Source organism: Mucisphaera sp. (assembly GCF_965279675.1).
Lineage (GTDB): Bacteria > Planctomycetota > Phycisphaerae > Phycisphaerales > Phycisphaeraceae > Mucisphaera.
The window spans coordinates 1,750,877-1,763,887 of sequence record NZ_CBDIIJ010000002.1 but is presented as its reverse complement, the minus strand read 5'-3'; the positions used below and the strand labels follow the sequence as shown (position 1 = coordinate 1,763,887).

Annotated in this window: 13 protein-coding genes; 6 read left to right on the top strand and 7 right to left on the bottom strand. The window is 61.1% G+C overall.

The genetic code is table 11. From position 1 onward, the window contains the following. Positions 1 to 8: 8 nt before the first annotated feature. Positions 9 to 1,298 (bottom strand): histidine--tRNA ligase, encoded by a 1,290-nt coding sequence (locus ACQZAB_RS07605; protein WP_428388563.1) that lies wholly within the window; start codon positions 1,296 to 1,298, stop codon positions 9 to 11. Continuing rightward, the gene (locus tag ACQZAB_RS07600) at positions 1,298 to 2,278 is read right to left on the bottom strand and encodes an SAM-dependent methyltransferase (protein ID WP_428388561.1); all 981 of its coding nucleotides are present in this window, start codon (positions 2,276 to 2,278) and stop codon (positions 1,298 to 1,300) included. Before ACQZAB_RS07600 ends, ACQZAB_RS07605 begins: the two co-directional genes overlap by 1 nt. Before the next feature lie 62 nt (positions 2,279 to 2,340). Between ACQZAB_RS07600 and ACQZAB_RS07595 the strand changes: the two genes are divergently transcribed. Beyond that, positions 2,341 to 2,964: an RsmD family RNA methyltransferase gene (locus tag ACQZAB_RS07595; RefSeq protein ID WP_428388559.1), complete on the top strand. Its 624-nt coding sequence runs from the start codon at positions 2,341 to 2,343 to the stop codon at positions 2,962 to 2,964. Positions 2,965 to 2,976: 12 nt separating this feature from the next. Here ACQZAB_RS07595 and gpmI read toward each other — a convergent pair whose 3' ends face one another. Next, positions 2,977 to 4,611 carry a 2,3-bisphosphoglycerate-independent phosphoglycerate mutase gene (gpmI, locus tag ACQZAB_RS07590; RefSeq protein ID WP_428388557.1) on the bottom strand — a complete coding sequence of 545 codons (1,635 nt, stop codon included), beginning with the start codon at positions 4,609 to 4,611 and terminating at the stop codon, positions 2,977 to 2,979. A gap of 73 nt (positions 4,612 to 4,684) precedes the next feature. Next, a complete protein-coding gene (locus ACQZAB_RS07585; RefSeq protein ID WP_428388555.1) occupies positions 4,685 to 5,341 on the bottom strand; it encodes a glycerol-3-phosphate acyltransferase in 657 nt (218 codons plus the stop codon). 73 nt (positions 5,342 to 5,414) lie between these two features. On the opposite strand from ACQZAB_RS07585, the gene ACQZAB_RS07580 reads away from it, so the two are divergent. From ACQZAB_RS07580 to ACQZAB_RS07560, 5 genes are all read left to right on the top strand, one after another. Then, complete coding sequence (locus ACQZAB_RS07580; RefSeq protein ID WP_428388553.1) at positions 5,415 to 5,564, top strand: hypothetical protein; 150 nt, start codon at positions 5,415 to 5,417, stop codon at positions 5,562 to 5,564. A gap of 71 nt (positions 5,565 to 5,635) precedes the next feature. Further along, the gene (locus ACQZAB_RS07575) at positions 5,636 to 5,959 is read left to right on the top strand and encodes a hypothetical protein (RefSeq protein ID WP_428388550.1); all 324 of its coding nucleotides are present in this window, start codon (positions 5,636 to 5,638) and stop codon (positions 5,957 to 5,959) included. A gap of 24 nt (positions 5,960 to 5,983) precedes the next feature. Next, positions 5,984 to 6,334 carry a hypothetical protein gene (locus ACQZAB_RS07570; protein ID WP_428388548.1) on the top strand — a complete coding sequence of 117 codons (351 nt, stop codon included), beginning with the start codon at positions 5,984 to 5,986 and terminating at the stop codon, positions 6,332 to 6,334. A 58-nt stretch (positions 6,335 to 6,392) separates the two neighbouring features. Then, entirely contained in the window at positions 6,393 to 7,553 is a 1,161-nt protein-coding gene (bioB, locus tag ACQZAB_RS07565) for a biotin synthase BioB (protein ID WP_428388546.1), read from the top strand. Between the two features lie 177 nt (positions 7,554 to 7,730). Further along, the gene (locus tag ACQZAB_RS07560) at positions 7,731 to 10,838 is read left to right on the top strand and encodes a dockerin type I domain-containing protein (protein ID WP_428388544.1); all 3,108 of its coding nucleotides are present in this window, start codon (positions 7,731 to 7,733) and stop codon (positions 10,836 to 10,838) included. Positions 10,839 to 10,945: 107 nt separating this feature from the next. Here the strand turns inward: ACQZAB_RS07560 and ACQZAB_RS07555 are convergent, their stop codons facing one another. From ACQZAB_RS07555 to ACQZAB_RS07545, 3 genes are all read right to left on the bottom strand, one after another. Then, positions 10,946 to 11,140: a PEP-CTERM sorting domain-containing protein gene (locus ACQZAB_RS07555; RefSeq protein WP_428388542.1), complete on the bottom strand. Its 195-nt coding sequence runs from the start codon at positions 11,138 to 11,140 to the stop codon at positions 10,946 to 10,948. A 126-nt stretch (positions 11,141 to 11,266) separates the two neighbouring features. Continuing rightward, on the bottom strand, positions 11,267 to 11,941 hold the full coding sequence (locus tag ACQZAB_RS07550) for a hypothetical protein (protein WP_428388540.1): 675 nt from the start codon (positions 11,939 to 11,941) through the stop codon (positions 11,267 to 11,269). Positions 11,942 to 12,186: 245 nt separating this feature from the next. After that, entirely contained in the window at positions 12,187 to 12,933 is a 747-nt protein-coding gene (locus ACQZAB_RS07545) for a hypothetical protein (protein WP_428388538.1), read from the bottom strand. Between the last annotated feature and the right edge of the window lie 78 nt (positions 12,934 to 13,011).

The following is a 13,011-nucleotide window of genomic DNA, read 5'->3' as shown; positions in this document are numbered from 1 at the left end:
TAAGAGTCTCACTCGCTCTCGGCCAGCATCCGCTCCGCCAGCCCAGCGATCTCTACGCTCTCCTGATCCCCGCTGTCCAGATCCTTCAGTTCCCCACCCGACCCGCTCAGGATCAACGCATACCGCGCCCGTGACTGATTCGCATCCTTCATCAGCTTGCCCACGTTCGTCGTCGACTTGTAGCTGAACCGCGCGTGCACCCCCTCCAACCGCAGCCCCGCCACCACCTCACGCACCCGCGCCGTCGACACCCCCTCGCCGCCCAGCACAAACACGTCCGGCCGAGGCGTCACCTCCTCCGGAATCAACCCCTTGTCCTGCAACACATTCGTCAGCACCACATCCCCCATCCCGAAACCCACCGCCGGCATCGACGGCCCGCCGAACAGCTCAATCAGCTTGTCATACCGACCCCCACCCGCCACCGCTCGCTCCATTCCCGATGCCTCGTGCAACTCAAACACCGTACCCGTGTAGTAAGCCAACCCCCGCACGATCCCAAGGTCATAAGCGCACCAGTCCGCCAGCCCAAAAGCAATCAGCTGCTCCTCCAGCTCACGCAGCTTCTCAAACCCGCTCTCCATCCCCACCGACCGCGCCAGGTGCTCTATCTCACCCACCGGATACCGCCGCCGACTCATCTGGAGAAACCGATCCACCCGGATCTCATCCAAGCCCAACGCCCCCGCCTGAGCCACAAAATCACCATGCTCCAGCTTCTCTCGACGATCCAACAACTCAAACGCCGAAACCATCTTCCCCTCAGGCACACCCAACCGTAGCAGCACCTGACGCACCACCTCCCGGTGACTGATCCGCACGACGATGTGCTGCGACGTCAGCCCCAGTTCCCGCAGCAGATCCACCGCCACCAGAATGCACTCCGCATCCGCCACCGCACCCTCAGCCCCCAGAATGTCCGCATTCCACTGCAGAAACTCCCGCAGCCGCCCCCGCTGCGGACGCTCCGCCCGACAGAAATTAGGCGTCGCAAACCACTTGATCGGCTTCGGCAAACCGTTCGCCCGCGCCGCCACCATCCGCGCCAGCGTCGGCGTGAACTCCGGACGAAGCGCAAACTCCGCGTCTCCCTGCGGGTGCTTCACATGAAAAATCTCACTCAGAATCCCATCCCCCGACTTGATCTTGTAAAGCTCCTGCGTCTCAAAGATCGGCCCGTCCACCTCCTCAAATCCATGCCGAATCGAAACCGCCCGCCACGCATCCTCCAGCCGACGACGCCACGCCATCGCGTCCGGGTAAAAATCTCGCGTACCTCGCGGGCCCTGCAACTTCATCAGACCGAACCTCCGCTAACCGCCTCGCGATCCCGACGCGCAACCACGTAACACAACCACGAAGGATCCATCTCCGCCTCCGTCGTGATCCGCCAGTTCCCGTCTCCATCCCCATCCTCCGTCGCCCCCTCCCAGTAAACATCCACCCGAGCAAACCCCGCCTCCATCAGCAGATCCCTGATCTCCGGAATGCTGTACATCCGCCACCGATACCTAAACGCCTCACGCATCCGGCTCCCGTCCTTGAACTTGAAACCGATGCTGTGCTCGCTGATCTGCGTGATCGGGTTCACCTTCTCCGTCCGCCACGTATACGAAAACCCGTCACACTTCCGCGTCTCGTTGTGGTCCTCCAGAAAACAATCCGGCCCGCCCATCATGTCCATCACCATCACCCCGCCCGGAGCCAGGTTCCGTCGTGCCGCCTTGAAATACCCCAGCAACTCCCGCCGCTCCATGAACAAAAAGAACGAGAAGTTCTGCGCCGCCAACACATCCGCCTTAGGCGAGCACACCTTCCGCACATCCGCTTCGAGAATCCGAACCCGCTTCTTCTGCTCGTCCGTCAACGGCTTCAGGTTGTTCGCCGCCCCCCACGCCAACGGCTCCGGATCCAGATCTACCCCCAGCGCCCGCCGACCGAGTTTCGACGCCGCCCACGCACAACACACCGCAAACGTCCCGCAGAAATCCTCCCGGAGCACCACCGGCTCCCGATGCCCGTTCGCCTCCCGATAAGCCAGCTCAAAAAACTCAACCTCGTGCTCCGGCTCCTGAACCGCCTTCTGATACAGCGCGTACTTGTCCGCCTGCTCAGCGATCGTCGCACCGCTGCCCTTACCCTTCTTGCCACCCCGGCCCTTCTTCTTCTCAGAAGCCTTCCGCTCCCCCTTCTTCGGCTTCTCGGCCTTCCGAGACACCGCGTCAGAAACCACCGTGACCGAACCAGCCGCCGCTAACAGGGGAGTTGCTTGCTTCACGCCCGCAACATAACCAGCCCCAGCATCCCTTGTCGAACCGCTCAAAACGATACGATCACCACATGCGCGTCATCGCCGGAACCCATCGCCACCGCCGCCTCCTCGGACCACCCGACGCCGAGACCACCCGCCCCATCACCGACCGCGTCAAGCAGGCCCTCTTCTCACGCCTCTACTCCCTCGGCGTCCTCGGCGAAACCACCGAAGAGCCCTTCGGACCCGTCCTCGACCTCTTCGCCGGCACCGGCTCCATCGGCATCGAAGCCCTCTCCCGCGGGGCCTCCCACTGCACCTTCGTCGAAGCCGACCGACGCATCCAGGCCATCCTCAAACAGAACCTCCAAACCCTCGGCCTCACCGACCGCGCCACCGTCATCCATGGCAGCGCCCTCCTCCCCCTCTGGCTCGACCAGCTCCCCCCCGAACCCCTGGCCATCGCCTTCCTCGACCCCCCCTACAAAATGCTCCACGACCCGCCCACCGTCGACCGTATCCACCAACTCCTCGACCACATCGCCCCCAAACTCGAACCCGGCGCCATCATCAACCTCCGAACCCCCTCCGACGCCCCCACCCCCGCCGAACGCCCCAACCTCGACGGCCCCGTCCCCCACAAATACGGCGGCATGACCCTCAACTTCTACCAAGCCCCCTTGGAGGAAGATGATGAAACAGGGTTGGAATAACCTTCGCAATTGCTAGCCCACCAAACTCTCCCCCGTCATCGCCGCCGGCTTCTCAACCCCCATCAACCCAAACGCTGTCGGCACCACATCCGCTAGCCGCCCGCCCTCACGCAGCTTCGTGCCCGCATCCAGCGACGGGTCCACCACAATGCACTCCACGTCGTAAAGCGTGTGCGCCGTATGCGCACTACCCGTCTCAGGGTCGAACATCTGCTCCGCGTTCCCATGGTCCGCCGTCACAATCAGCTTCCCACCCCTCGCCAAAACAGCCTCCACGATCCGCCCCACACACCCATCCACCGTCTCCACCGCCTTGATCGCCGCGTCCAGCTTCCCCGTGTGCCCCACCATGTCGCCATTCGCAAAGTTCACTAGGAAGAAATCCTCGCAGTCCGCCGCCGCCACCCGCTTCAGCACAATCTCCGTAATCGTCTCCGCACTCATCTCCGGCTGCAGGTCATACGTCGCCACCTGAGGCGACTGCGCCATCTCACGGCCCTCACCCGGGAACGGCTCCTCCCGATAGTCATTCGCAAAGAACGTCACATGCGGAAACTTCTCCGTCTCCGCACAACGAAACTGCGTCTTCCCGATCCGCGCTAAATAAGCCCCCGCCACATCCTCCATCTTTGGCGGCTTCGGAAACGCCACCTTCACCGACAACCCCTGCTCGTACGCCGTCATCGTGACCATCTCCACCCCCAACCGACGCACCCGATTAAACCCCCGCTCCCCACTATCAGGCGACGCCGGCACCGCCGCCCACTCGTCATCCGTCATCACAAACGACTTCACCAACTCCCGCGGTCGATCACCCCGGTAGTTGTAAAAAAGCACCGAATCACCCGCCGAAATCCGCGTCCCGAGCGCCTCATCAATCGACGCCCCGATCATCGTCGGCACAATAAACTCATCCCCCTGCTGCGAGTCGTTCGTCGGCGCGTCGTAATACCCCTGAATCGCCTCCGCCGCCGAAGCCGCCACCGGCAGCTCATGCTTCCGACCCCGAATCCCCGTCAGACAGCTATACGCCTTCTCCACCCGCTCCCACCGATTGTCCCGATCCATCGCGTAATACCGCCCGCAGATCGACGCCACCTGCCCCACACCCAACTCACGACACTTCGCCTCAATCTGAGCCACAAAGTCCTTGCCCGTAAACGGACCGGTATCCCGACCATCCGTAAACAGATGCAGCGCCACCCGCTCATGCCCCAGCCGCTCGCACAGCTCCAGACACGCATACAGGTGATCCATCAACCCATGCACCCCCGCGTCCGAAGCAATCCCCATCACATGCACAAACCGATTCGAAGACTTCGCCCGCTCCACCGCCGCCACCAGCACCTCATTCTCAAAAAACGACCCATCCCGAATCGCCTTCGTGATCCGCACCGACTCCTGATACACCACCCGCCCCGCACCGATGTTCTGATGCCCCACCTCGCTGTTGCCCATCGTCCCCTCAGGCAGCCCCACATCCTCACCACTCGTGTGAATCAGCGTCGAGGGATACCGCTCCAACAACGCATCACACCTAGGGGTCTCCGCCAGCTTCACCGCATTAAACGCATCATGCTCCGGATTCGGATTCCGACCCCAACCATCCCGAACAATCACAACCACCGGCTTCACAACATCAGACATCGCAAAACTCCACTTGGCTCAACAGCTCACATCCATACCCGCCGCAGCCCCATCCTAAAGAAAACCAACAACCTCAGAGAGCCCCCCGCCGACCCCAACCCACCCGCGACTCCGTCCCCGCCCGAAGCCGCGCCAGATTCGCCCGATGCTTCACCACCACCAGCCCCGCCAATAGCCCCGTCGCCGCCCCAAACACCACCACCTCATCCACCGACGCCCCCAGCAACCCCGCACTCACACATGCCAGCACCGGCAGCAACGCCGCCGCCACCACACTCCCCAGGCTCACATACCCCCACCACCACGTCACGCCCAACCAGATCAACCCCACCACCACCGCCGGACCCGTCACCACCGGCCACAAGCCCAGCATCACCCCCAGCCCAGTCGCCACCCCCTTGCCCCCCTTGAACTTCAGCCACACCGGCAGCACATGCCCCGCCGTCCCACACACCGCCACCCCCAACCCCGCCAGCGACCCCGACACCCCCTCACCCACCAGCCCCCCCTCCAACACCGCATAAGCCAGCACCGGCCCCAAACCTTTGAGCAGATCCAGCCCAAAGCAGAACAACCCCCAGCCACGCCCCAGCACACGCCCCACATTCGTCGCCCCAATGTTCCCGCTCCCATGCGCCCGGATATCTATCCCCTTCCACCACCCGATCAACAACCCAAACGGAATCGACCCGCAGAGATAAGCCAAGCCCAGCCAGAGCCATAACGCCATCGTTTGCACCTCGTTCGTACCACTTAGTCTCTTGATCGTTGCTCACAACCTGCCCGCTCCTTATAGTGGATGCATGAATAATTTCCTCCAGATCGCCCAAGGCGTCAGCGACCTCCAGGACCCCGCCATCCCCGAGTGGATCGTCATCGTCGTCGCCATCATCGCGCTCGGCCTCATCCTCTGGGGCAGCTTCATGAGTGCCAAGCGAACCCACCAGGACTGACCCGCCCCCACCCCCGACGCCATCCCACCGCCCGCAAACAACCGGCCGCAACAGCCCCCGCGGAGAACACCATGGGCCGAAAAACCCTCGCCTCCCTGCTCATCGTCAACGCCCTGCTCCTCTTCGGACTCGGCTTCACCACCATGCTCCCACAGCCACAGCCCGCCCTCGCCCAGGGCATGGCCAAAGGCAACTACCTCATGATCGCTGGCGACGTCACCGGCCGATCCAGCCAAGCCGCCGTCTACCTCGTCAACCTCTCCAACTCCAGAGTCGTCGCAGGCTTCTTCAACGCCTCCACCAACCGCTTCGAGTTCATCGCCTCACGCGACCTCACCAGAGACCTCACCGAAGCCGAAGGCAACAACGCCACCAACCGACGCTCACGCTACTAAACCAATCCAACGCCGGAGCCAGCCATGGCCACCCCCCACGACCCCACCCACAAACTCGTCACCCAACTCGCCTGCTACGCACTCATCGCCTCCGCGTTCGTGCTCGCCGGCCTGCTGCTCACCCACGGCCGCGAAGGACTCGCCGCCCTCGACAACACCGCCGACGCCGCCCTCCTCGTCAACCGCGACGACATCACCCTCATGACCGCACAAACCCGATCAGGCGAAGAGTCCCTCTTCGTCCTCGACAACCGAACCGAACGACTCTTCGTCTACCGGCTCGACGTCAACCGCAACCGCATGATCCCCGCCGCGGTCCTCAACCTCACCGAACTCTTCAGCACACCGTCCGAACAAGGCGGCCAGCGACGCTAAAACGCTCGCAACGCCCCTTCTTTTCCAACTCCACCAACACCCAGCCGGGACACCCAGCATGATCTCTCCCAACACCCCCCTCCCCACCGACAAACTCGCCGACATCGCCGCCAGCGTCCTCGCCGGCAACCCGATCTCCCGCGAAGACGCCACCTTCCTCACCACCCTCCAGGGCGACGACCTCTACGACCTCTTCTTCTGGGCCAACAAGATCCGCATCAAGTTCGTCGGCAAGCAGGTCAAGTTCTGCTCCATCGTCACCGGCAAAACCGGCGCCTGCTCCGAAGACTGCTCCTACTGCTCACAGTCCAAACACTACAAAACCCACGTCACCCCCGACAAAATGACCGTCGAGGAGATGCTCGAAGCCTCCGACGAAGCTCTCGCCAACGGCGCCTCCTCCATGGGCATCGTCAACTCCGGCCGCGGACCCACCGACCGCGAACTCGACTGGCTCGAACCCTTCTTCCGCAAAACCGCCGAGCAAGGCAAGATCCGACCCTGCGCCACCCTCGGCGAACTCACCCCCGAACAAGCCCAACGCCTCAAAGACATGGGCGTCCAACGCGTCAACCACAACCTCGAAACCTCCGCCCGACACTTCGCCAACATCGTCTCCACCCACACCTACAAAGACCGCGTCCAGACCATCAAAAACGCCAAAGCCGCCGGACTCTCCATCTGCTCAGGCGGGATCTTCGGCATGGGGGAAGACTGGGACGACCGCGTCGACATGGCCCTCGCCCTCCGCGACCTCGGAGCCGACGTCGTCCCCATCAACTTCCTCAACGCCATCCAGGGCACACCCATGTATGGCGAGGTCACACCCCTCGAACCCATGCAGGCCCTCCACATCATCGCCGTCTACCGATTCATCCTCCCAGACCGCGAACTCAAAATCGCAGGCGGCCGCGAGAAAATCCTCCGCGACCTCCAGTCCTGGATCTTCTTCGCAGGCGGCTCCTCCTTCCTCATCGGCAACTACCTCACCACCTTCGGCCGCACCCCCCAGCAAGACCAACAAATGCTCAAGGACCTCGGCCTCAACTACACCACCTTCGACGAAGTCGAACACCAGGCCGACCCCGCCTCCGCCATGACCCGCTCACCCGGACACGCCTCACCCGCCAAAGAAGGCGCCCTCATGTCCCGACGCGAAAACTCCCTCGTCGCCCTCCCAGTCCTCAACCAAGGCGAAAAACCCCTCGCCCGCGTCTGACCCATCACGACAGACCAAACCAATACAAACCCACCCAACCCCGGCTTAACGCCGGGGTTTTTGGTTGCCATACGGTTAAAACAAGCAAAATCAATGAATCGCCTTCATGCTCATGCCGGACATCGAATATAATCAGAGTTCAGACTCGCCTATCTGCCCAAACCCGGAGGCACGAGAATGTCCGCCCGCATCACCGCTTGCTGCCTCACCGCCGCGCTCGCTCTCTCACTATCAGCCCAGGCCAACACCACCATCGACATCAACGACGGCCAGTCCCTGACCCAGGCCGACACCAACATTAGCTACGACGTCACGGGCTCCACCGTCACCGGAACCCTCAACGGACAGACCTTCACCTTCGGACCCGACCTCACCATCAACGTCAACAACAACGGCGTCCTCGGACCCCTCAAAGACCAAGGACCGCCCCCACCCCCCTTCAACGAGACCATCCCCGACCTCAACGGCTTTGACCTCAAGAGCACCACCATCAACATCAACGATGGCGGAACCTTCTTAAGCATTGCAAACTATGCTCAGAACTTCGTAGATAAGAGCACGGTCACCAATGCAATCATTAGTATCACCCCCGGCGGTTTGATACGCAGTAGTTTCACCGCCGAAAACAACACCCACATTACCAATAATGGCGGACTGATCAGCTCTGAGCTAACCCTGAACAACGCCACGCTCACTCTGAACGCAGGCACGATCCGGGAAGACAACAAGGCCTACGGCAACAGCCAGATCATGCTTAATGGTGGCGTCTTAGCTGACAACAATGATTCGGCTTTTTATCTGGCCAATCAATCCGTACTCATCAACAATGGCGCGGCCGTTGAAGGCCGTCTATCCGCAGGTGGCAACGCCACAATCAACATGAATGCCGGAGTAAACACCGGCTACATCTCACTAGAGCATAATGCCAGACTTAATCTCTCAGGCGGCATCCTCGGTGGCGGTGTGAGACTCAACGACGACAGCACCACCAACATCACAGGCACCGACTTCCGCTTGGATGGAACACCCATCACCAGCCTCCCCGACAATCACCTCCAACCCAACCAGATCCTGACCTTCACACTCGAAGACGGCACACCCACCATCGTGGCAAATTCCCTGACGAGTTATGTCGATGCAAGGTCAGCCATCAATCTTATCAACACCAACCTACCCGCCATCGACACCAACCCCATCACCGTTAATAGCGGCCCCACCCAACTCCGCGGACTCCGGCCTGGTCAGACACTCAACCTGTCCGACACCGGCAGCCTCCCCGAATACTTCTCCGCCATCGACGCCGAGATCAACATGTCAGGCGGACAGATCGAAAGTGGCTTCGAAGCCGTTGATACCACCATCAACATGTCTGCAGGCAATGGGCGCGGCCTGAGAAGGCTCTACAGGGGAACCACACTCAACCTCACTGGCGGTACAGTGGGCTCCGTCATCCTGACCGATCAATCCACCATCAACATGTCAGGCGGGGATATCGCCGGACTCGCGGCCGAGGAAGGCAGCACCTTCAACATGCATGGCGGACACCTGGGTAGATCCTTCGCCGCCGAGGCCGGCAGCGAAGTCCATATCACCGCCGGCACAGTCGAAAACCAGCTGTTTGGCGGCCAAGGCAGCGACGTCCGAATCTATGGCGGAGAGTTCTACCTGGATGGAAAACCGTTTCCCGGACTGCACGCGCTCGAGCTAGATCGCTTCGGCAGGATTGACCATGGCCAAGTTTTGACAGCGACCCTAACCGACGGGAATGTGATTCGAATCGGTGGCTACCCCGATGCCCTCACCCTCGTCCCCGCAAACATCCCGCAAATCAGCGATGAACGAAGAATCATCACCGGTACGAACGGCCAGAACTACTACGGCGGAATCCGTCCGCATGAAAGTGTGATAGTTACCGGAAATGCCATCATACCCAATGGCATGCACCTCATCGATGCCGACCTTCACGTTGAGAGTGGCGACATTGCCAATATGACGGCTTACCGTTCAACCATCACCATTGACCTCGCCCAGTTGCACAGCATCAAGGCCTATGAAGGAACCGCGATCAACTTTAAGGACGTTGAGATAGCCGGAAACCTCGAATTATTCGATGACAGCGAAGTCACCGTCCACAGCGGCAACCTCAATACAATCACAGTCAACGACAACGCCACCGCCGACATACTTGGTGGGAATCTGGATCGAATACTAGTGAACGGCTCAGCAGCCAGCATCCACGAGACCGTGCGTGTCAACGTACTTCATGCAGGTGCGGGAACTGTCATTATCGAAGAAGCCGCTTACGTAAATGTCCTCCGCGCTCACACATCTGCAGAAATCACCGCTCTCGGCGCAACCATTAACGTTCTGCAACTGACAGACAGCCACGCAGACCTCACCGATGTCACCGGCTCCAGCTTCGAATTCGTTCGCTCAACCGCCACACTCAACAACGTCACAGTCACCCCTATCCCCAGAACAGCATCAAACATCACCGACAGTGACATCACCATCCACAGCGGACAGTACAGCCAGCTGATCATCAACGGCTCATCAGAAGTCACCATCACCGATGGCATCTTCGGCAGCAGTCAGGAAGTGACAGACAACGCCAAAGTCCACATCTCAGGCGGAACCTTCGGCCGCGGCTTCAACGCAGAAGGTGATAGCACAGTCTTCGTGACAGGCGGCAACTTCGGCACACGCTTCCAGGCCCGAAGCAACGTCACCCTCGCGGGCGGAACCTTCGAACCCGACTTCGACTCACTCTCATCCAGCAACCTCACACTCGCTGGGGGAGAATTCCTCGGAGCCTTCCGCGCCTTCGCAGGCAGCACCAACACCCTCTTTCTCACTAACCTCACTGTCGATGGTACAGAAATCACCCTGTTACCCGGTGAAGCCTTCACGATCACCCAGCGAGACGTCACCCTCGAGGCCATCCTGGCAGACGTAACGCCATTGACGCTCGATCTGGTACCCGATTTCAATTCAGGCAGCGACTACATCGACCCCAACGCCCTCCTCCGCGCGATCCACGTGATCGATGGCGACACCAACTTCGACAACGCCGTCAACATGATGGACCTCTCGACACTCTCTGCCAACTTCGGCAGAACCAACGCCAGCCGCGCCCATGGCGATTTCAATGGCGACAACAGCGTCGACCTCATCGACCTCTCGATGTTCGCAAAGAACTTCGGCTTCACAGGCCCCATCCCCGAACCCACCACCGCCGCTCTGCTGGCCTTCGCAAGCCTCTTCGTAACCCGTCGAACGAAGTGAGATCCGCCGCAGGCGGACCACACCCCGCGCACGCAAAAGCCCCCCGGCACCCATCGCATCAATGCGGGGGGGGGCCGGGGGCTCAGGATGCCTTCATCTCGCCAGACTCACGCCCGACGACGAAGCATCAAACCACCCACCCCAGCCGCAAGAACGGCAGCCGTACCCGGCTCGGGAACCACCATCTTGGGCTTGGGAATCGAAATCCCCTGAATCTTGAGCGCATCCAACGGCGAGGCCTGCACGGCCGAACCCATCGAACACGCCACAACCAACGCTCCAAGCATCATCCAGGTCTTCATCTCCAGCTCCTGTAACAAACCCGGGACACGCACCACACGACACACGCCGTGCACCTTTCTCAAACGTCCCGTCAAAAGCCCCGGGCAGCCGTTAGACCGCCAGAGGCTCACATCACACCGACACGGCTACACACCGCGCCGCAGGAGCAAGAAGCCAACACCAGCCCCGCCAAGCACCGCCGTCCCAGGCGACGGCACCGATGAATCCACCGATGGGTCGTAATACGCCTTCATCTCGATCTTGATCCGCTCTTCCTTGATCTCATCAAAGTTGCCGCTGAGCACACCCTCCAGCCGGAAGCTCGTCCCGAGCCCATCAAGGCCGGAAATCTTCAACAAGCCCGACCACCCACTCGCCGCCGACAGATCAGGCAACACCGTCGTCTCACCATCCGTCGTCAGCTCCAGGTCCGTCGCATCCAGGTAACCAGCCGTCCCGCGATAATCCGTCGCTCGCAATTGCAGGTAGAGATCCGTCACACCGTTAAACAAAGCGCTCTCAATCATCGAACGCCCATTGATCGTCAGCGTCGATACGCCGCCCGAGAAGTCCCACACGAACGACTGCGTCCGATTGGCAGGCGTCCAGTTCCAACTGCTGTTCGGATGACCCGGCACACCCACCTCTTCGCCGGTCGCCGCCTCCCAGCCCGTGCTCCAACCGCGAACACGGCTATGCGCCACCTGGTCGCCGCCACCCGTGCCCGACACAAACGACGTGCTGATCGGACCCGCCTGAGCCACGCCGGCCCCAAGGCCAAGCGTCCCGGCAACCAGGCATCCAGCGAGTAGTCCACGCATCATCTTGCTCCTGTTCACGTCCCAGCGAGCGACCCGGCCACACAGCCGCGATCACACGCCGACAACAGAAGCCTCCAATTCAGCATGCCCCAAAGCCACCGCCCGACCACAAAAAATCACCGACTCGCCGCCACACGAACCCCCCTGTAACGCCTTGGCAAACTGCGAGAACCAGGCAACCCGCGCGCAAAAAAGCCCGGCCACAAAGCCGGGCTTGGGTTGAGCTGTTATCTAAACCGCCGAGCTTACTGAGCCCGACGAAGCGCGAGAGCGCCGAGCCCCAGCAGACCCGCTGCAAAACCAGCCGGCGTCGGCACAACGGGCGGGCCACCAGGCAACACGTTGTAAGCCTTCGCGTTGAAACGCAGACGCTCTGACAGCCGGTTGGTAGCGAAGTTCCCGCCCGTCAAAACACCATCCACTGTCAGCGGTCCCGACAGGTCCGACACATGCAGATGAAAGAACCCGTCCGAAGCTTCGAAGTTGTCGGAAGAATCGACAAGGTCAACCCCATTTACCACCAGATCATCGATCTTCAGCACACCGGCATCCACAGGATTGCTGCCGCCGCGGTCGGTGGCACGCAGGCTGATGATCAGATCGGTCGCCTCCGCGCTCGAAGGCACGTTGAAGCTGGGGACGTTCCCGAACACCGTGCCCTGATCGTCACTGAAAACCGTGAGCGTCGAGACGCCCGCGTCCAGCGTCCAGGTAAACCGGATCGGATCCGGCAGGCTGTTCACACGACCCGAGTGGGCAAAGTTCGACGCCGTCGGCGTCTGACCGACCTCGATACCCGTCGCGAATGCCCATGTCCCGCTGGTGATGCCGCGCACCCGCGACTCCGCCAGCTTGGTGAACGAAGAACTCCCAGCGAAAACCGCCGAAGCCGCAGGATCGGTGATCGTCGTGATCGTGGCGGCTTGAGCCGAACCCACGGCAACCAACCCAACCAACAGAGCACAAGACAAGGAAGCACGAGTAGAAAGCATGGTTTATCTCCCGAAACGGTCAAGTGGTAAAAAGTAAAAATGGGCAAGGAACCGCCCGACAAGCAGGTTCGCTTGCCA

Bases quoted from the DNA above. Each gene is read 5' to 3' on its own strand.
- ACQZAB_RS07605 (WP_428388563.1), bottom strand. From the start codon at position 1,298: ATGAAGTTGCAGGGCCCGCGAGGTACGCGAGATTTTTACCCGGACGCG.
- ACQZAB_RS07595 (WP_428388559.1), top strand. From the start codon at position 2,341: ATGCGCGTCATCGCCGGAACCCATCGCCACCGCCGCCTCCTCGGACCA.
- gpmI (WP_428388557.1), bottom strand. From the start codon at position 4,611: ATGTCTGATGTTGTGAAGCCGGTGGTTGTGATTGTTCGGGATGGTTGG.
- ACQZAB_RS07585 (WP_428388555.1), bottom strand. From the start codon at position 5,341: ATGGCGTTATGGCTCTGGCTGGGCTTGGCTTATCTCTGCGGGTCGATT.
- ACQZAB_RS07580 (WP_428388553.1), top strand. From the start codon at position 5,415: ATGAATAATTTCCTCCAGATCGCCCAAGGCGTCAGCGACCTCCAGGAC.
- ACQZAB_RS07575 (WP_428388550.1), top strand. From the start codon at position 5,636: ATGGGCCGAAAAACCCTCGCCTCCCTGCTCATCGTCAACGCCCTGCTC.
- ACQZAB_RS07570 (WP_428388548.1), top strand. From the start codon at position 5,984: ATGGCCACCCCCCACGACCCCACCCACAAACTCGTCACCCAACTCGCC.
- bioB (WP_428388546.1), top strand. From the start codon at position 6,393: ATGATCTCTCCCAACACCCCCCTCCCCACCGACAAACTCGCCGACATC.
- ACQZAB_RS07560 (WP_428388544.1), top strand. From the start codon at position 7,731: ATGTCCGCCCGCATCACCGCTTGCTGCCTCACCGCCGCGCTCGCTCTC.
- ACQZAB_RS07555 (WP_428388542.1), bottom strand. From the start codon at position 11,140: ATGAAGACCTGGATGATGCTTGGAGCGTTGGTTGTGGCGTGTTCGATG.
- ACQZAB_RS07550 (WP_428388540.1), bottom strand. From the start codon at position 11,941: ATGCGTGGACTACTCGCTGGATGCCTGGTTGCCGGGACGCTTGGCCTT.
- ACQZAB_RS07545 (WP_428388538.1), bottom strand. From the start codon at position 12,933: ATGCTTTCTACTCGTGCTTCCTTGTCTTGTGCTCTGTTGGTTGGGTTG.